Genomic DNA, 18,678 nt, shown 5'->3' on the forward strand with positions numbered 1-18,678 from the left:
AGGGGCAAGAGCCCTTGGTTACTTGGGGCTTTTCCAAGTGACTCGCTGTAAGAGCGAAACCGCCAGACGCTGTTACCGCAGCAACGGATATGCCCCCAATCCAAATACCCACCTCGCTAAAGTGAACAGCGTCAGCCCAAAGAGCGTGTTCGGGTTAGACGGCGATTTTTTCAGATGGCAGATAAGGCGTGATATTGCCCATGGCGCGGGAAACGTAGTCTTCTTTCTCTCCGACGGGTGCGACGTAATGAAGTGCGCTTTGCGCGGCATCAATGCCTTCGAGCCTTGCGATAATCCAGGTGGCCAGGTATTGCGAGGCGAGGCAACCACCCGCGGTAGCGATGTTGCCATTGGCAAAAAAAGCCTGATTGAGGACGTCGACACCTGCTTCCTGAACCCAGGGTTTCGTCGTCAGGTCGGTGCACGCTGGCACGTCCTTGAGCAATCCGAGTTTTGCCAGGATCAAGGTGCCAGAGCACTGCGCACCCAATAGTTGCCGGGAAGGGTCCAGCTGCAATTGCTTCATGAGCACAGGGTCAGCAACCACTTCCCGGGTCAGCATGCCACTACCAATGATGACGGCATCGGCCTCGCTCGCTTCTCGTAGCGACACGTGGGATTCGATGACAACCCCGTTCATGGAGCGAACTCTGGCGGTCGGGCTGGCAATCGATACACGCCAGCCTGGCTTCCTGATTCGATTCAGGATGCCCAGGGCAATCAGCGAGTCGAGTTCGTTGTAGCCTTCAAAAGTCAGGATTGCGATGTGCATGATGGCTTCTTCCGGTGCAAGTGGGGCAGACGTTCATTGTGCCGCGAGGGCAGGTATTGACCCGGATGGGTGATTGATACCTGGCCTGCGTCCGACAAAGCCGGCCGCAGGTGTGAATGCATGCTAGGAGTGACAGGCACGACAATCAAATAATTGTAATGGATACATTCCATCACACGCGCCAGGTACAAACAGGTCGAAGATTCGCGGTAAACCTTCCGGGCTGATGCCGGTTAAACAGCCAGGGGCGCCACCGCACTCATGTCCCTGGAGCTTTGCCAGCCTGCAGAATTTCCCCCACCAACCAACTCACCGCTCGATCCTGTCCACGTTGTGCCAGGTACACCAGGTCCAGCTCGAAGGCGTCCAGTGCAAAAGGCAAATCATGCAGCTGCAAAGGCAGCAGTGTCGCGAAGTTGCGCGCCAATTGGGTCGGCAGCACGACGCACAGGTCCGAGGCCGCGACCAGATGCGCCGCCTGCAGGTAGTTGGGGGTGGTGTAGACGATTTGCCGTGACAGACCCTGTTCCCCCAGCCATTGATCGACCATGCCACGGGTCTGGCCGCCATGTACCCAGAGGTGGCGCAAGCGCAGAAAGGTCTGCAGGTCCAGCGCGCCATTGACCAGCGGATGGTCCTGGCGCAACGCGACCTGAAGCGTTTCGCTGCGCCAGTGGTGACGGGCGAAGCGTGCCGGAATTTCGTCAAAGCGGCCCAGCACCATGTCGAGTTGTCCGCGATCCAGGGCATCGATCGGCAGGCTGGGCGCCAGTGGGGCGATGTCCAGGCGCAGGTTGGGCGCGCTGTCCTGCAAATGCCGCAGCAGGCTTGGCATGCACACCTGTTCGACAAAGTCGGTCATGGCAATGCGAAAGGTCTGCCGGCTGGACATCGGGTCGAAGCTTTCGTCGACGTTGAGGGTCTGCTCAATCTGCTGCAACGCTGCGCGAATCGGGCCTTCCAGTGCCAGGGCCTTGGGCGTCGGTTGCATGCGCCGGCCGATACGCACCAGCAACGGATCATCGAGCTGTTCGCGCAGGCGGGCCAGGGCGTTACTCACGGTCGGCTGGCTGAGGGCCAGGCGCTCGGCGGCTCGGGAGACGTTCTGTTCGCGCAGCAGCACGTCGAGGATGCGCAGCAGGTTTAAGTCGAAGTTGGTTGTATTCATTCTGCAAATATCACGCATATGAAAATGAAATTTCTCAAATAGTAGGCAGCTGCTTAGGGTGTCGGCAATCCTTCTTTTCAGCTTTGGGGAGTGTCGGTGTGAGCAAAAGATTTGACGTACGGCAGGCAACGTTTGCAGGGGTCGTGACAATGGGCCAGGGCGATGGGGAGGGGCGGGCATGAGCTATCAAGCACCGCTGCGCGATATGCGGTTTGTCCTGCACGAACTGTTTGACGTCACCGCGCATTGCCAACAACTGGACAATGGCCTGGATCGCGAAACCATCGACGGCGTGCTCGAAGAGGCCGCGCGGTTCGCCGCCGAGGTGGTGGCGCCGCTCAATCGCAACAGTGACGAGCAGGGTTGTCGCCTGGAGAACGGCAAAGTCACCACGCCGGACGGTTTTGCCCAGGCTTATAAGCTCTTTGTCGAGCAAGGATGGGCCAGCATGACCGGGCCGTTGGACTTTGGCGGCCAGGGCTTCCCGCAGATGGTTTCGGCGAGCTTCCACGAGATGCTGATGAGCGCCTCGCTGTCGTTCCGCGTCTATTCCGGGCTGACCGAAGGCACGGTCCTGGCCCTGCATCGCCACGGCAGCGACGCGCTCAAACAGCGCTATCTGGGGCCTTTGGTCAGCGGCGAGTGGGCCGGCACCATGTGCCTCACCGAGCCCCAGGCCGGCACCGACCTGGCGCTGTTGCGCACCCGCGCCCAGCCCCAGGCCGACGGCAGCTACCAGCTCAGCGGCAGCAAGATCTTCATCAGCGGCGGCGAGCAGGACTTCACTGACAACATCATTCACCTGGTGCTCGCCCGGTTGCCCGACGCACCACCGGGAATCAAGGGCATCAGCCTGTTCCTGGTGCCCAAGCGGCTGGTCAACGCCGATGGCTCGCTTGGCGAACGCAACTCGCTGGGCTGTGGCGCGCTGGAACACAAGATGGGCATCAAGGGCGCTTCCACCTGCGTGATGAATTTCGACGGCGCCACCGGCTGGCTGGTGGGTCAACCGAACCAGGGCCTGGCCTGCATGTTCACCATGATGAACGATGCTCGTTTCCAGGTCGGGCTGCAGGGCCTGGGCATCGCCGAAGCGGCTTTCCAGGGCGGCCTGGCCTATGCCCGCGAGCGTTTGCAGTCGCGGGCGTTCACAGGGCCCGTGGCACCGGAGAAAGCTGCCGACCCGATCATCGTGCACCCGGATGTGCGGCGCATGTTGCTCACCCAGAAGACCCTCAGCGAAGGTTGCCGCATGCTGGCCGCCTACGCCGCCCGGCAACTGGACCTCGAACACGGCGCCACCGACCCGGCGCAACGTGATGCCGCCACCCGCCGCGCCGCGTTGCTCATTCCCATGATCAAGGCGTTCTTCACCGACTGCGGGCAGGAAGTGGCCAGCCTCGGCGTGCAGTTGTACGGCGGCCATGGGTTCATCCGCGAGTGGGGCATGGAGCAACTGATGCGCGACAGCCGCATCACCCAGCTCTATGAGGGTACCAACGGTATCCAGGCACTGGACCTGATCCGCCGCAAGTTGCTCGGCGACGGCGGCAGCGAACTCAATGCATTGATTGACGAACTGGCCACCCAGGCAGCATTGGCCACGGCTCATTCGCAGGTGGCCGACATGGCCGAGCGGGTCGCACAACGCCTGCAGGAGTGGCGGGCGCTGGCCGACTCGGTGTTGCAGGCCTGTCGCCGCGACCCCGAAGAGATTGGCGCGGTGTCGGTGGACTTCCTGGCCTATTCGGCCTACGCGATGTTGGCGGCCTTGTGGTTGCAGGCGGCTGTACGTGCCTGTGAAGTGCTGCAGGCCGGCAGCGGGGAAGCGGCGTTCTATCAGGCCAAGCTGCAATCAGCCGACTTCTACCTGCGCCGGGTGCTGCCACGGGCCGGTGCCCATCGCGAGGCGTTGCTCGCAGGTGCCGGGTGCCTGATGGCCATGCCGGAGAGCCACTTCGCGTTCTGAGTCATCTCAGGGTACGACTTCCCCTCTCGACGGGAGGGGAGTCGCTGGTGGTCAGTCGATCAGCTTGTGGTTGCGCGCCCAGACCATCGCATCGTAGCGGCTCGAGACCCCGAGCTTGGCGTAGATGTTACGCAGGTTCCACTTCACGGTGTCCAGGGTGATGTCCAGCGTATGGGCGATACGCTTGCTGGACATGGCCTGGGCCACAAGGCTGAGGATCTCGCGCTCCCGGGGTGTCAACTGTGGCTCTTGCCCCGTGGATGCCTTGCGCCGCGCCGGTGTTGTTGCCTGCGCCTGCGCGCAAGGACCGGTCAGTTTATCGATCAGTTGGTCCACGTACTGGCGCACGGGGTCTTCAAGAGGGGTTTGGGCAAGACGGCCAAGCAGTTTCTCGCTCAATGCGCCTTCGTCGAGCAAGGTGCGGATCAGCCCAAGGCGCTGTCCGGCTTCCACGGCCCGACGCAGGCACTCGAGGGATTCTTCGGCACGATCGAGGTCTTGCAGCACGCCGGCTGACAGCAGGTCGACCAGCACGGCCAGGCGATGGCGCTGGAAGCGTGCGGCGTGGTCGCCCACCGTTTTCAACGCCTGCAGAGCTGCCTGTGAGTCCTCGCTGATGAGTACTCGTGCGCGGGCCAATGCGGCGATCGCTGGCAGTTCCGCCCGGCCACCGCGCTCGCTGCCGTGGTCGCGGACAAAGTCTTCGAGCGATTGCAGTAATTCCACCGCTTGGTTGCGCTGGCCCTTGATCAGGCTCACGCGCACCTGTTCGCCCAGCAATTGGGCCACCGGACGGATCTGCCCCAGGCTGCGCAAGTGGGCGATTTGCTGGCGCAGGAAGCTCAGCGCGGCATCCGGACCTTTCTGCAGCAGGTCGAGACGGCTGCGGCTGACGTTGGTGCGCACGATTACATCGGGAACGGAGGAGTGCAGCAAGCCAAAGCGGTTGGCGGAGGTCGGTAAAGACCTCTGGTACACCAACCTCAAGGGCTACTACGAATTTGACGCGCAGAACCGGGCAGAGGGCTGGAACACCTGGTTGACCCTGGTCATTCCTTTATCGGATTGAAGACCTGCGCGTGCGGCTCCTGACCGCGCCCGGCCAAGTATTTATTGCCAACTGTCCCATCAGCTACCCCCCTCCGAAGGGGGAGGCGAGCGATGTAAAACCAGCCTGTACCCTCGCAATCCAACCCCGAGCATACGCACCCTGGGGTTGTCGAAGCCATTTGTCCGAGGATTTGCGAATGAACGTGAAAGCCATCAACAAGGCGGTGCCATGAGCGAGAAGGCCTACCGTCCCAGCCGCGACGATTTTCGCCGCTTCTACACCCTCGGCACACGCTGGGGGGACCATGATTCCTACGGCCATGTGCAGAACGTTGTCTACTACTCATTCTTCGATTCGGCAATCAGCCATTTTCTGGTGGAGCAGGGCACACTGGACATCGACAGCAGTCCGGTCATCGGATTGATCGTTGAATCCAGCTGCACCTTCTTCTCGCCGATCACTTTTCCCGATCGAGTGACCGTTGGCCTGCGCATCGCCCATTTGGGCACCAGCAGTGCGCGTTACGAGCTCGGCATTTTCCGCAATGACGAACCGACGATTTGCGCCCTCGGCTACGTGGTCTACGTCTACGTGGATCGAGCCAGTAACAAGCCGGTCGCCATTCCCCCATTGGTTCGAAACGAGTTGCGCACCCTGACGGATTGAGGCGTTTGCATACCGACGACCCTGTCTCGCATGGAACGGGGTCGTGCGGATTTACCCGGTAGGAGCCAGGATCAGCACCTGGTGTGCCACCCGCGGCGAATCAGGATTTGATCGAGGGTTCTACTGATGGCCGTGCAATTGCGCACCATCTCCATGCGCTCCCAGGTGGCATGCTCACCCTCTTTGACAAGTTGCCTGACCTGATGGACAGGCAACGGCGTCAGTAACTTGAGCGGGTTGTGCCAACGCTTGGCCACAAAGATGTTGATATCAGCGGTGTAGTCCTGCACCAGCATGCTGTAACCCAGATGCTGCCAGCGTGCCAGCGCGGGGTTACGCAGACGCAGATGATTTTTGCTCACGCGCAACAGGCTTGTTGCCAGGGATTTGCCGAGTCGGATGTGTTGCTCCAATGCGCCTTTTAGTAAACCGTGCCGGGCATTGGGATTGGGTGTGAAAAGCAGTGCCGCTGGGTTGGCCATGCTGGAAATGAAGTGATTGAAACCATAGAGCCGGCCCAGGCGTTTGGCGGGCAAGTCATCGGTAAAGGAGCCGTCGATCCATCGCTGCCCTGGAAGATACGGCACTTGATGGCCAGCGGCATCTTTGGCCTGCAGGGTCACCGGCGCGATAATGCCCATGACGGCGGTAGAGGCCTGGATCGCCGAACGGATCAAGACATTGGGCGCCGTGATTGCGTTCAACAGGCGGGGCGCCTGTTGCGGCTCAAGCCCTGTGACCGTGATGTTCAGATGGCGCCCGCTGACCTGATAGGCCTCGGCGAACGTCAGGTCGGGAATCAATCCCTGCACATGGTTTGTGACGTCCTGCGCCTGCACCATGGCATTCAGGCGCGAGCTTCGCTTGGCCTCGGACCTGGCGTACGTCATGGTCAGGCGCTCGGGCAGCAGGTGCTCGAGCAACTCATCATCCTGGTGAGTGCAGACGATGGCTGCGATCAGTGAACCGGCACTCGAACCGGAAATGATCTTCGGCAGCAGGCCCTCCTCGATAAGGGTCTTGAGTACCCCGACGTGGAAGTAACCGAGCATCGCACCCCCGCTGAGCATCAAGGCCGAACGCCCAAAGCATTGGCTGGCACGGAGGAAGAAATCCCGACGCTCGTCCAGTGACATCACCTGCTCGTCAACGCCATCGATGGCTTGCAGTGACCGGCAGACTTCTTCGATGTACTGGTGGATCAAATGCTTGGTGCCCATGCGGGCGTGGCTGTAAAGCTCTGCCTTGCCCATCCCGGCGAGGTTGCCATGGATGCCCTCGTTGAGCGCGAACATCAGGTCGGCGCAGGCGCCTGAATGGCGCAGGACGCTCAAGCGCTCCAGTCGTTGGCGCACGGTGCGGTGGTCATAGTCCCTGGACACTTCATTTCTGCGCCAGTCGTCCATTGCGCTCTGTTCATCCAATGCGCAGGCGTGGTTGACCCACTCCTTATAGCTGCGCGAGTGCTGCATTTTTTCATGCGGCCGAGCGCTCGGCGTCTTGTGCCTTAACATGTTTGTTCTCTCCAACGGTCATGGGCGAGGGGCAATCCCTGCAGGGCACTCGTCACTCGCACGGTTGCTCGACGTCGGCAGCTGCGGGGCTGGCTCGCTTGCGTGGTGGCGTTGCAGGAGGCTCCTTGGCAGCCGCTTCCATCGGCTGCCGGCCCAGGGCCAGATATTCCTCGGTGGATTTGTGCAGGCAGTCGATGTAAACGTCCATATCAGGCAAGACGTCGCGATCGCTGCCCACCCCGAGAATGATCTGGTCGTAGAGGCTGGTGACGGCATGGCTGAGCGCCATGCCGTCGGCGATTGGCGGGACGAAATAGACCGCTTGCACCTCGGCGCCGGCGAAGTACTTGCGTGCCTTGCCCACGGGACCCGGGAAGTTGGTGATCAGGGTGTTGCACAGATGGTATTTGCCGACATGACGCCAGTGACTGCCCATCCAGCCACCCAGCATGCGCATCGGCGCAGGGACCAGGTCACCCATTGAAACGATCAGCTCATACACCACATCGCGGGCCAGCTCGGCCCCCGACTGCGTGCGCTCGAGGATCGACTGCAGCCGTTCGACGGGATCCTCGATATCCGTGCCTATGCCGATCAGCATGCCGGACACCAGGTTCCCGGTCCGCTGGGCTTGCTCGGAGAGAATCGCGACCGGACACATTGCGACCAGCGACTGCTCGGTGGGCAGAGCCTCGCGGCGTATCAGGTAGCGCCGCAGCCCCCCGGCGATAATGGCCAGGATGACGTCGTTGAGTGTGGCGCCCTTGGCGCAGCGGCGGACCTGCTTGATCTCGTCGAGCTTCCAGGACAATCCGCCAAAGGTCCGGTGCGGCGAGACCTGGGCGTTGAACACGGTGCTGGGAATGCTCTTCTGGGCGGGCCGGTTCTCTGCGCGCAGCCGGGTCAGCAAATTCAGTCCTGCCCTGGACGCACTGTAGCTGGCGCGCAAGCTGCGCAGAGGCTGGGTCAACAAGCGGGGAACGGTTTTGCTCCACATGTGCGCGCGACTGGGCAGGCGATCATTGTAAGGTTGGCGGTAAGGACGCTCATCGGGTTCAGGTTGATCACTCATCAGCAGATTGTTGATCTCGATGCCAGCCTTGCCATCGATGTAGGCGTGATGAAAACGCAGTAGCAGGGCGAAGCTGCCGGGTGCCACGCCTTCTACGTTGTTCAGCCCCTCGATGATGGTGAGCTCCCAGGGCGCGCGGTCCATGTCAAGGGTGCGCGACATGGACCGCGCCGCGAAGATGCACAGTTGCCGCCAGTCGCCAGGTTGCGGCAGGCCGACGTGGCGGATGTGGTATTCGAGGTCGAAACTTTTGTCCTCCACCCAGTAGGGATCGTCCAGGCAGAAGGGCGCGTGTTGCAGCCGTCGGCGAAACAATGAGGTGCTGCCCAGGCGATTGTTGATGTAGCGGATGATGTCCTTGTGCCGAACCAGCCCGTTGGGTGCGGTGCGTTAGTCGCAAATCCACAGACTGCCCCCCACCATGGGTTGATGGGTGGCGTCGGAATAGAAGAACTGGGCGTCCAACGGTGTCAGTTGTTTCAAGGCTTGTTCCCTCCAATAGCATGATGACCAAATCAACACGTTCGGTGAGCAGCCTGTTTACAGGGGCAACTGACTGCTGGACCTGCGCAACTCGCGCATTGCAGTCATGGTTGCGCGCGAGCCCTGTGGCACACACCTCCCTTGTTGGAAGGGATCAACGTCTGCCATGGGTAGCGTGGGGCACAAGTAGAGGTAGAGGAGGCGCAGCGGAGTGGGTCGGGGGAGAGCGCCTGGAAAGTGAGATGCCGATCTACAGCAGACGGCAAACCGCATCAATCACGTCCTGGGTTTTTTCCCTGTGCGGAACGTGTTGGCAATCGCTGATGACAAGCATCTCGATCTCCCCTCGGGCCAGGTTGGCGTAACGCTGGGGATGCAACGTTGAGCCGAACTCATCTTCGGCGCCGTGGATAACCAGCATAGGGCACTGGATCGTCGCAAGATCCTTCTCGATGGTCCAGTCTGCGTAGGTGGGGGAAAGCCAGGTTTGAGTCCAGGCATTCAGGACCCATTGCGCCTTTTCACCGTGGTACTTGTGCAAACGCTCGATCTGCCCTGGCTGTTGAAACTGCTCTTTGGCGATTCGGATGCCGCCCAGTGTCCGCTCTTCAACAAAGGCTTGGGCAGACTCGGTGACCAGGGCCTGGCAGTGCTCGGAAAACAACGCGGCGCAGTGTGTGGCCATTGCACCGCCGACGCTATGGCCGAAGGCGATAAAGCGCTCGATGCCCAGGCTTGCGCGCACGAATGGGAAGTAACGCTGCGCTTCTTCACGAATGAAGTCGTTGGACCAATCGCCTGGATGAGGGTCTGAACGACCAAAGCCCAAGCGGTCATAAGCGACGACATTCCTGTTGGTTGCCTTCGCCAGCAGGGAAGGAAAGTCGCGCCATAGCTCCACGCATCCCAGAGAGTCGTGGAACAAAACAATGGGGGCTGTTGGCTCGGCCACCCCGTGATTGCCCGGATACCAGCAGCGTGCGAACACCTGCCCATACGGCGTGTTGACCCAATGGTCTTCCTGGGTGATGCAAACCTGCATTGATGATCCTCTTATCGCACAATCTTGCTGGCCGGGCTGTCATCGCTGGACCGGTGTGGGTGGTCATTTCGTAGGGAAGCAGCGCTTGCGGACGACGCAGGACTTTGACCCAAACGTCCTGAGATGACAAGACCAGGCATCGGGATCGCCTCGCCGAAAAAAGTGAGTTAACCCAGCATCTGCTCCCTGAGCAAAATGATTGCGATGATGATCATGGCCCCCCCGGAAAAACGGCTGACCCGGCGCGCCGCGGCTGGACGGGCCGTGAGCACAACCTGCGAGCCAAATCCCACCAGCAGGTAGATAACGCCACAACTGACGGTGTGGATGAGCCCCAGCGCAATCATCTGCAGGGGCACCGGCCAGGCAGCCGTCGCGTCAGTGAATTGAGGCAGCAGTGCCAGGAACAGCAGGAACACTTTTGGATTCAGCCCGCTTACGCATAGCCCCTTGATCGCCCAGCGCTTCCAGGAACTCGACGCCTGAATGCCATCAGCGTGCGGTGTAGCAGGGCGGGAAAGCATGTTAATGCCCAGCCACAGCAGATAACCCGCCCCTGCAATGGTAAGCACCGATAAGGCAAAGGGGTGGTTGGTCACCAGCGTCCCGACGCCGGCGGCCACAATCACCGTGGCTAGCAAGTGGCCGGACAACAACCCGCCCACGGCAGGGATGACGACCCGGCCCCTGAGCCCGGCGGAAATCGCATAGGCCCAATCGGCACCCGGTGTGATGACGAACAGGATAGATACCGCCCAGAAGGCAACGAAAACACTCAAGGTCATGGCGCGAGCCACTTGGGCTGCTGATGAAGGGCACTCTGCATCGTCTTGCTCCGGGAGATTTGGATGCAAGGAAGAATAATGAAATCCTGTTAGAATTTACTTCCAAAGATTGTCGTGCAGATGCGCACGATTAGAAGGAATTTCCAGATGGACAGGATTGATCGAAAGATTCTTTCTGAGCTGCAAAAGGATGGTCGACTTTCAGTCACCGAACTCGCCGAGCGCGTGGGGCTGAGTCTTTCCCCTTGTCATCGTCGAGTACGGGCACTGGAAGAGTCGGGGGTGTTGCTTGGCTATAGAGCGCAACTGGATCCTGGCGCATTGGGCCTGAATTTTTCCGCGATGGTATTCGCTACGTTGCGCGAGGGAGACAGGCGGGCTGTCGAGGCATTCGAGACGGCCCTGGTGGACATCCCACAGGTGGTCGATGCCCAGCGGTTGTTTGGCGAGCCGGACTACCTGCTGCACGTCATTACACAAGACTTGCCGGCGTTTCAGCGCCTCTACGATGAGAGCCTTTCGACGTTGCCCAACGTCCAGCGCCTGACTTCAACGCTGGTGATGAAGCGGGTCGTGCAAGATAGACCGTTGCCTCTGTAGCTTGAGGCGTGCAAAACCATGCATTAGAGCGGCACGCCGCTACAAACGCTTCAATGCGTAAGCACCCGCATTGAGCTGTGCAGTCAGAAACTCCAGGCACGCATTGATCTTCGCCGACCCCGATGCGCGAACGGTTGTCACTGCGGACACGTTGGCTGTCTGTCGATAGGAGGGGAGGATACGCACCAGTTTCCCCTCTTCGATGCTGGGCGCAACGTCCCAGGTAGAGGCCATGATGATGCCGAATCCTTCATGCGACCACTCACGAACCACATCACTGTGATTGGAGGCCATCGGCCCGGTCACCTTTACGCTTTCCATGCCACTTGGCCCTTCCAGGCGCCAGACGCCAAAGCTCTGGTCGCGACCCCGGAACAACAGGCAATCGTGCAGCGCAAGCTCAGACAGCGTTGCGGGATGACCCCTGTCTTCCAGGTAGCCTGGCGCCGCACAGAGTATGCGATGGCTATCGGCGATCTTGTGCGCAATGAGGTTCTGCTCGTTGACCTCTCCGATGCGTATGTCGATGTCGAATTTCTCCGCGATCAGATCGGTGCGACGATCCACGAGTTCCAGCCAGACCTCCAGCTTCGGATAGCGCTTTCGCAGCAGCGCCAGGATCGGGGCGATATGGAATCTACCCAGGCGATGGCTGGTGCTGATCCTCAACGTGCCCCTGGGCTCGACCCGGTCGCCCAGCGAGGTTTCGAGCATGCCGTTGACGTTGTCCATGATGGTCTGGGCCCAGACCAGCATCACTTCGCCATCCGAGGTAATGGAAACACGGCGGGTTGTGCGATTGAACAGCTTGCATCCCAACGTCTCTTCCAGTGCGGCGATGCGCTTGCTGACGTGGGCCGGGGAGATACCCAGTTCGTTACCTGCGGCGATGAAGCTGGCGCGCTTGGCGATTGTCGAGAAGAGGAGCAAGTCCCGTAAAAAGGGATCATTGTTCACTAGGGGAGAATTCTGATTTTCCATACTGGCGAATTATGGTCTTCAACGTTGATAGTAGGCTTGATCCTAGCAGATCGTGTCGCGGCTTCATCGCCCTGGCGCGAATACAAAAACAATGCTTGCGAAGATCAAACCATGTCCAAAGTCAGAATTGCCGTCGCCGGCGCCGGGCTCATCGGTCGCCGTCATATCGAACTCGTGCAAGCCAACCCATCCTGCACACTCGCCGCCATCATCGATCCCATGCCGGTTTCAGCCGACTACCTGGCAACACTGGGCGTGGCGCAATACCCCGACTTGCAGACCTGTTTCGCCGCAGAAAAACCTGACGGCGTCATCCTCGCAACGCCCAATGCACTTCACGTCGAACAGTCATTGCAGTGTATCGATGCCGGAATCGCGGCACTGATCGAAAAACCCGTGGCCCACAGCGTCGATGAGGGCAAGCGATTGCTCGCTGTCGCCGACGCTGCAAATGCCAGGTTACTGGTAGGCCATCATCGCGCGCACAGCCCGATTCTCGCCAAGGCCCGGGAGTTGGTTCGAGAAGGTATGCTCGGCGATCTGGTGGCGGTGCAGGGGAGCGCGCTGTTCTACAAGCCGGACGACTATTTCGATGCCGCTGCCTGGCGACGCGAGGCGGGCGGTGGCCCCATCCTGATCAATATGATCCACGAGATCGGCAACCTGCGTTCGTTGTGCGGCGAGATTGTTGCCGTACAGGCCATGCAGTCCAACGCGGCGCGTGGCTTCCCCGTCGAAGACACCGTGTGCATCGGCCTGCGGTTCGAGAACGGCGCCCTGGGCTCGTTCATGCTCTGCGACAGTGCGGGCAGTGCTCGCAGCTGGGAGCAGACTTCCCAGGAGAACGCCAGCTACCCCTCGTACGACGATGAAGACTGCTACGTGATTTGTGGCAAGGGCGGCTCGCTATCGGTGCCGACCATGCGCCTCAAGTACTACGCGCAGCCCGAAGACCGTTCATGGTGGAAACCTTTCCAGTCAGCCACGGCGCAAGTCATTCGCCAGGATCCGCTGGAGCGCCAGCTTGAGCATTTCTGCAATGTCATCCGAGGTATTGAGGAACCGCTGGTTACGGTACGTGACGGCCTGCGGAACCTGATCATCACCGAGGCGATTGCCGAAGCGGCGCGCACCGGCAGCATTGTTCAAATCGACCCGACATGAACATCAGGCAGGCCTGAACCCTGCCTGATGTTGTGTGCAAAAAGGGGCTGTTCGCGGCGCCCTGACCAACCAATAAAAACAATAACCGGAGGCATCCAATGACAACGTCATTAGAGAGCGAACAGCATCGTTCGCGTCAGGCGAAGAAGGCAACGGCCAGCGGCTGGATTGGCTCGGCGCTGGAATACTACGATTTCTTCATTTACGCCCAGGCGGCCGCGCTTATCTTTCCGCAACTGTTTTTCCCTTCCACAGATCCGAAGATCGCCATCGTGGCTTCCATGGCCACCTATGGCGTGGGCTATATCGCACGTCCCGTCGGCGCGTTTTTTCTTGGGCATTGGGGCGATACCCGGGGGCGGAAAAACGTTCTCCTGCTGTGCATGTTCCTGATGGGGTTCGCCACCATGGCCGTGGGCCTGCTGCCGACATATCAGCACATCGGTATCTGGGCGCCGATCCTGCTCGTGCTGTTAAGACTGGTTCAAGGGTTTGCCGTTGCCGGTGAAATCTCCGGTGCCAGTTCGATGATTCTCGAACACGCGCCGCAAGGACGACGAGGGTATTTCGGCAGCTTCACACTCCAGGGCGTGCAAGCCGGGCAAGTACTCGCCGCCGCCATTTTTCTTCCGCTGGCTTACTTCATGTCGAGTGAGGCATTCAGTACCTGGGGCTGGCGTATCCCGTTCCTCATGAGCGCCGGCGTCTTGATTGCAGGCTTCATCATCCGTCGTGAAGTGGAGGAGCCCCCGGCATTCGTGGCGCAAAACGACAAACAAACAGCTGTAGAGTCGCCCGTGGTTGCCGCCTTCAAACACAGTTGGCGCGGCATGCTGGTGGTGGTCGGTGTCTCGCTGATGAACGTGATCCCGGTCGTGACCACCGTTTTCGGTGCGGCCTATGCGGTGCAACCTGCCTATGGCATCGGCTTCGACAAGAGCGTCTACCTGTGGATCCCGGTCGCGGGCAACCTGGTCGCGGTGTTGTGCATTCCTTTCGTCGGTAGCCTGTCCGACAAAATTGGCCGCCGTCCATTGATCATGGCCAGTGCGTTGGGTTGCGGTTTGATGTCGTTCGCCTACCTGTATGCGATCAGCATCCACAGCCTGCCTTTGGCATTCGCGACTTCCCTGTTGATGTGGGGAATGGTTTACCAGGGCTACAACGCGGTCTTCCCGTCTTTCTTCCCCGAGCAGTTCGAAACCCGTTATCGCGTGTCGGCCATGGCCATCGCACAAAACTCCGGTCTGTTCATCACCGCCATGCTTCCGGCGCTGTTCGCATGGGTCGCCGGGCCGGGCACCGAAAACATCCCGTTGATCGTGGGCTCTATCGCCTGCGTCTGTGCGCTGCTCGCAGCTATTGCCGCGTGGAGCGCGCCAGAGACCTCCCGAATTCCCATGGCCGACCTCGGCAAGCCAGATGCAAGGCCCACGCAAGCCAATGAATACCATCAGGCACGGCTCACAGCGATTCGCGCCAGCAACCACTGAAACCACATCAAGGATTTGCAATGAAGACGATTTTGATCCTCAACGGCCCTAACCTGAACATGCTGGGCCTCAGGGAACCGGCTGTATACGGGCATGAAACGCTGGCGGATGTGGAGCTGCGTTGCCGCGAAATCGGAGCTGATCTGGAATTGGCTATCGAGTTCCAGCAGACCAACCATGAAGGCCAAATGATTGACTGGATCCACCAGGCACGTGGGCGCGTCAGCGGCATCGTCATCAATCCCGGGGCTTGGACGCACACTTCAGTTGCCATCCATGACGCCTTGATTGCCGCCGAGGTGCCGGTGATCGAGGTGCATATCTCCAACGTGCATCAGCGCGAATCGTTTCGTCATTTATCCTATGTGTCCAAGGCGGCAAAAGCCGTACTCGCAGGCTTTGGTACCCAGGGATATCGGTTGGCGGTCGAGCATTTCTCCTGGCTTATCAAGCTGGGCCAGGTTTGATCCCGATCCGATCAATGCTCATGGGCATGTGAGTGGAGGGTCAGCGCACCGGGTACCTTGGTGCGTTCGAGCCCCCCACGTTCCAGCCACCGCAGGGTTTGCTCATAGGCGCGCTGCAGCAAGGACTCGGTCTGGTCAAAGTTGAATACCGAGACATCCACAGGGCACAAGGGCGGGACGATGTGCAGGCTGGTGAGCGTGCGGAAGTGTTCGATGTCGCTCACCAGTTGGCGCATGCTCATCAGATTGACGGTGTGCAAGGCCAGGGCGACCAGGCCTCGGGGCGGTTGTGTCAGGGCGCAACTCACGCCGGTGGGGATGACCACGACGTTGGTGGCGCCCAGGGCGACGGCAGTCGAAATGGGTGTATTGCTGGCCACGCCGCCGTCTATCAGGAACCGGTCGGCGATTTGCACGCAGGGGAACACCAGCGGGATGGCCGCGCTGGCCAGTAGCGCCTGCTCGAGTTCGCCACTGGACAGAACGGCCTCGGCACCACTGAGCAGGTCGGTGGTGACGATGTGCAGGGGTAGCGCTGCGTCCTCGATGCGATGAATGGGCAGTGCCTGACCGAGCAATCGGTGCAAGGCCGCCGGCTGCAACAGAAAGCCACGCCGTTTGATCAGTCCTCTACAGGTATCGAGCCAGGAGAGGGGAAAGATGTCGTTTTTACACAGCCTGCGCCAGAACCCGGCGAGAGCCTCGACACCATCGGAATCGGGCCGTGCGGCAAAGTAGGCCCCGTTGATGGCGCCTACCGAAGCGCCGACCACCATGTCGAATCGGACATTGGCCTCGACCAGGGCCCGCAACATGCCCACCTGCACTGCACCCAGGCTGCCGCCGCCAGCGAATACGATTGCGGTCTTGTTGGCCATGGTCGAAGTCTCGGGGCACAAATGTATCGAATGAGTGTAGCTGACGGGGCTGTGTTACCGGTCAGCCCGACTTTTGCCAGACTCAGCTGAAACGAATGTCCAGCGAGCGAAGATGGGTCTGCAACCCGGCATCCTGGATGGGGATCAAAAATGCTTGTTGATCCGACTCGTTGAAATGCGCGTGCCAGTAGCCCGGAGGGGTCACGAATGCCAACCCGGGTGCCCAGTCCACCCGAACAGGATTGCGTATCTGGCCGTCAGCCTCCAGTTCAGTCCCGACCAGTGAGTAGCAACCCGCTGGGCAGTCGATGATGAAATCCAGTGCAATGGACTGGTGCCGATGCGGCTTCTGGATCGAACCCGCAGGGAGAATGCCGTACATGGCCCAGAGCACGTGGGTCACGGTCCTGGTTTGCGGAAAATTACGATTACCCAGCAAGATGCTGATACGGCTACGATCTTGAGCGCGCGGGTCATTCGCCGCTTCACGCAGCTTCGCGTTGGCGGTCTGCGCCGGATACAAGGTTGGCGCGAACCGATCGATGCTGCCAGTGACACCCAGGTAACGCAGCAGGGGCTCGTCATGCACATAGTAGAGGCGAGCATCCTCAGTGGCACTGAAGCGGGCGCCCAGAAGACCTGGCAGCGCAATGAAGCAGCCTTTGGACCATTCAATGAGGTGTTCACCCTGAATCACCTGGCCTGCGCCGGCAATCACATAAAAAACCTGTGAGGTCGCATTGGGCTGGAGTGCAAGGCTGTCACCCGCATTGAGACGGATGAAGTTTGCGCACAGGCCCGGCCCTGTTGCGGGGCCTTCACAGCCCAGGGCATCGCTCAGGTCCAGCGGTACGACCCGCGATGGCCCGCTGTCATAGAGTGTCGCCGCAAAGCTGTGGTATGGAATTCGGCTGATGAGGTTGGCGCTGATCGGGTTCGCCGCCTTGCTGTACTCGAAGTACTCGGCTTCCCGTTCGTTTGCCTGCATTGCGTCAGCTGCGTCGCGGTTGAGTGGGCTGTTCATGGTCATCTCTGGTTGAAGGTCCGCACGGGCAACAACGCCCGTGCGGGATGTGAAGGGAGCGCCGCTTGTGCTGGATTCATTCCTGGAAGCTGCGACGGGTTTCTTATAGGGGCTTATCGGTTGACCATTTTGGCGGGGCACGAACACCAGGATGATCATGGCCGACAGGAACACGCAGACGGCTACGATCACCAGCCCCGTCGTCATCGATTGCGTCAGGTCCCTGAGGGCGCCGAGCAACGCGGGGCCGGCGAAACTTGCCAGGTTGCCGGTGGAGTTGATCAGCGCAATGCCGGCGGCTGCGCCTGCACCCCCCAGGAAGGACGTTGGCAATGCCCAGAACATGGGCAGCGAGGTGATGATCCCGGCCGTTGCGATGACCAGGCCGGTAATGGCCAGCCAAGGGGTCAACGGGAAGAACGCGCAGATCAGAAAGCCCGGTACTGCCACCAGCAATGGAATCACTGCGTGCCACCGACGCTCGCGGTGGCGGTCAGAGCTTTTGCCGGCCAGGTACATGCCCAGCAGGGCTGCCAGATAGGGCACTGCCGAAATGATGCCGATCATCCTGGGATCGGTGATCCCCGAGTTGCTGATGATGCTGGGCTGCCAGAAGCCGATGGTGCTCGTCCCCATGACCAGTAAAAACAGGATCGCGCACATCAGCCACACTCTGCCGCCAAGCAGGCCCTGGCGCACCGTACTGTGTGTCTTGGTGCTGTTGTCGTTGCTGATTTCCCCGGCTACCAGTGTTCTTTCCTCGTCGCTCAGCCATTTGGCATCGGCGACTTTATCGGTCAGGAAGAACATCACCACGAAACCCAGTATCAGCGCCGGCGCAGCTTCGATGATGAACAGCCACTGCCAACCCGCCAGGCCGTGCACATCGTTCATGGTGTGCAGGATATAGCCCGATACCAGGCCGCTGAGGATGCCGGAGACCGGATTGCCCGCCATCAGGAACGCAACCATCTTGCCCCGGCGATGAGCAGGGAACCACAGGGTGAGATAGAGCACGATGCCTGGGAAAAAGCCTGCTTCGGCAATACCCAGGAAGAAGCGCGCGATGTAGAACTGCATCGGTGTCTGCACCAGCGCAGTCGCCGCCGAGATCAGCGACCAGGTGATCATGATGCGAGCGATCCAGCGCCGCGCCCCGACCCGGTGCAGGATCATGTTGCTGGGCACTTCGGCGAAGAAATAGCCAATGAAGAACACACCGGCACCCAGGCCATACACCGCGTTGCTGAAGGACAGGTCGTTGAGCATGGTCAACTTGGCGAAGCCGACGTTGATCCGGTCCAGGTAACTGACGACGTAGCAAAGGAACAGCAATGGCATGAATCGCCACATGACCTTCTTGAACGTTGAGTCGGCGAGGGCAGGGACGTGCTCGCCGGTGTGTTGCTGCGCTGTATTGAGAGTAGTCATCGCTGACTCCTTGTTATTGTTATGGAGTGCTCGTGATATCAAAGGCCGTGTCATCGTCAGCGCAACAGTCCAGGCTTTGTTCCGCTGACGATTGTCGCAGCTCTGCAGTGTTTCGGGC

General features: G+C 60.2%; 16 protein-coding genes and 1 pseudogene. 6 read left to right on the forward strand and 11 right to left on the reverse strand.

Annotation, left to right across the window (positions count from 1 at the left end; translation table 11 throughout):
* Positions 1–154: 154 nt before the first annotated feature.
* Positions 155–772 carry a DJ-1/PfpI family protein gene (locus tag PMI35_RS09630; protein ID WP_008062600.1) on the reverse strand — a complete coding sequence of 206 codons (618 nt, stop codon included), beginning with the start codon at positions 770–772 and terminating at the stop codon, positions 155–157.
* Positions 773–1,031: 259 nt separating this feature from the next.
* Positions 1,032–1,940, reverse strand: coding sequence for a LysR family transcriptional regulator (locus PMI35_RS09625; protein ID WP_008062601.1), 909 nt, complete (start codon positions 1,938–1,940; stop codon positions 1,032–1,034).
* Positions 1,941–2,118: 178 nt separating this feature from the next.
* Here PMI35_RS09625 and PMI35_RS09620 point away from each other — a divergent pair, with 178 nt between their 5' ends.
* Positions 2,119–3,909, forward strand: coding sequence for an acyl-CoA dehydrogenase C-terminal domain-containing protein (locus PMI35_RS09620; protein WP_008062602.1), 1,791 nt, complete (start codon positions 2,119–2,121; stop codon positions 3,907–3,909).
* Between the two features lie 51 nt (positions 3,910–3,960).
* On the opposite strand, the gene PMI35_RS09615 is transcribed toward PMI35_RS09620, so the two are convergent.
* Positions 3,961–4,815, reverse strand: coding sequence for a LuxR C-terminal-related transcriptional regulator (locus PMI35_RS09615; protein ID WP_032831844.1), 855 nt, complete (start codon positions 4,813–4,815; stop codon positions 3,961–3,963).
* A 373-nt stretch (positions 4,816–5,188) separates the two neighbouring features.
* Between PMI35_RS09615 and PMI35_RS09610 the strand changes: the two genes are divergently transcribed.
* Positions 5,189–5,626: an acyl-CoA thioesterase gene (locus tag PMI35_RS09610; protein WP_008062604.1), complete on the forward strand. Its 438-nt coding sequence runs from the start codon at positions 5,189–5,191 to the stop codon at positions 5,624–5,626.
* Positions 5,627–5,697: 71 nt separating this feature from the next.
* Here PMI35_RS09610 and PMI35_RS09605 read toward each other — a convergent pair whose 3' ends face one another.
* The 4 genes from PMI35_RS09605 to PMI35_RS09590 form a co-directional block, all read right to left on the reverse strand.
* Entirely contained in the window at positions 5,698–7,140 is a 1,443-nt protein-coding gene (locus tag PMI35_RS09605; protein ID WP_008062605.1) for a DUF3336 domain-containing protein, read from the reverse strand.
* A gap of 52 nt (positions 7,141–7,192) precedes the next feature.
* Positions 7,193–8,584: a wax ester/triacylglycerol synthase family O-acyltransferase gene (locus PMI35_RS09600; RefSeq protein WP_081504852.1), complete on the reverse strand. Its 1,392-nt coding sequence runs from the start codon at positions 8,582–8,584 to the stop codon at positions 7,193–7,195.
* Positions 8,585–8,945: 361 nt separating this feature from the next.
* Positions 8,946–9,737, reverse strand: a complete 792-nt coding sequence (locus tag PMI35_RS09595) for an alpha/beta fold hydrolase (protein WP_008062607.1) — start codon at positions 9,735–9,737, stop codon at positions 8,946–8,948.
* A 167-nt stretch (positions 9,738–9,904) separates the two neighbouring features.
* Positions 9,905–10,522 (reverse strand): LysE family translocator, encoded by a 618-nt coding sequence (locus PMI35_RS09590; protein WP_008062609.1) that lies wholly within the window; start codon positions 10,520–10,522, stop codon positions 9,905–9,907.
* Positions 10,523–10,669: 147 nt separating this feature from the next.
* Here PMI35_RS09590 and PMI35_RS09585 point away from each other — a divergent pair, with 147 nt between their 5' ends.
* Positions 10,670–11,122 carry an Lrp/AsnC family transcriptional regulator gene (locus PMI35_RS09585; RefSeq protein WP_008062611.1) on the forward strand — a complete coding sequence of 151 codons (453 nt, stop codon included), beginning with the start codon at positions 10,670–10,672 and terminating at the stop codon, positions 11,120–11,122.
* A gap of 39 nt (positions 11,123–11,161) precedes the next feature.
* Here PMI35_RS09585 and PMI35_RS09580 read toward each other — a convergent pair whose 3' ends face one another.
* Positions 11,162–12,103, reverse strand: coding sequence for a LysR family transcriptional regulator (locus PMI35_RS09580; protein ID WP_008062613.1), 942 nt, complete (start codon positions 12,101–12,103; stop codon positions 11,162–11,164).
* Positions 12,104–12,214: 111 nt separating this feature from the next.
* Here PMI35_RS09580 and PMI35_RS09575 point away from each other — a divergent pair, with 111 nt between their 5' ends.
* From PMI35_RS09575 to aroQ, 3 genes are all read left to right on the forward strand, one after another.
* Positions 12,215–13,267: a Gfo/Idh/MocA family protein gene (locus tag PMI35_RS09575; protein WP_008062616.1), complete on the forward strand. Its 1,053-nt coding sequence runs from the start codon at positions 12,215–12,217 to the stop codon at positions 13,265–13,267.
* Positions 13,268–13,365: 98 nt separating this feature from the next.
* Complete coding sequence (locus tag PMI35_RS09570) at positions 13,366–14,760, forward strand: MFS transporter (protein WP_008062618.1); 1,395 nt, start codon at positions 13,366–13,368, stop codon at positions 14,758–14,760.
* 20 nt (positions 14,761–14,780) lie between these two features.
* Positions 14,781–15,227: a type II 3-dehydroquinate dehydratase gene (gene aroQ / locus PMI35_RS09565; protein WP_008062625.1), complete on the forward strand. Its 447-nt coding sequence runs from the start codon at positions 14,781–14,783 to the stop codon at positions 15,225–15,227.
* An 11-nt stretch (positions 15,228–15,238) separates the two neighbouring features.
* Here aroQ and PMI35_RS09560 read toward each other — a convergent pair whose 3' ends face one another.
* From PMI35_RS09560 to PMI35_RS35465, 3 genes and pseudogenes are all read right to left on the reverse strand, one after another.
* Positions 15,239–16,105, reverse strand: coding sequence for a patatin-like phospholipase family protein (locus PMI35_RS09560; protein ID WP_008062626.1), 867 nt, complete (start codon positions 16,103–16,105; stop codon positions 15,239–15,241).
* Positions 16,106–16,187: 82 nt separating this feature from the next.
* Positions 16,188–17,129 (reverse strand): cupin, encoded by a 942-nt coding sequence (locus PMI35_RS35460; RefSeq protein WP_032831846.1) that lies wholly within the window; start codon positions 17,127–17,129, stop codon positions 16,188–16,190.
* 303 nt (positions 17,130–17,432) lie between these two features.
* A pseudogene (locus PMI35_RS35465) lies at positions 17,433–18,614 on the reverse strand (MFS transporter); the annotation flags it as partial.
* Between the last annotated feature and the right edge of the window lie 64 nt (positions 18,615–18,678).

This window comes from Pseudomonas sp. GM78 (assembly GCF_000282475.1).
Classification (GTDB): Bacteria; Pseudomonadota; Gammaproteobacteria; order Pseudomonadales; family Pseudomonadaceae; genus Aquipseudomonas.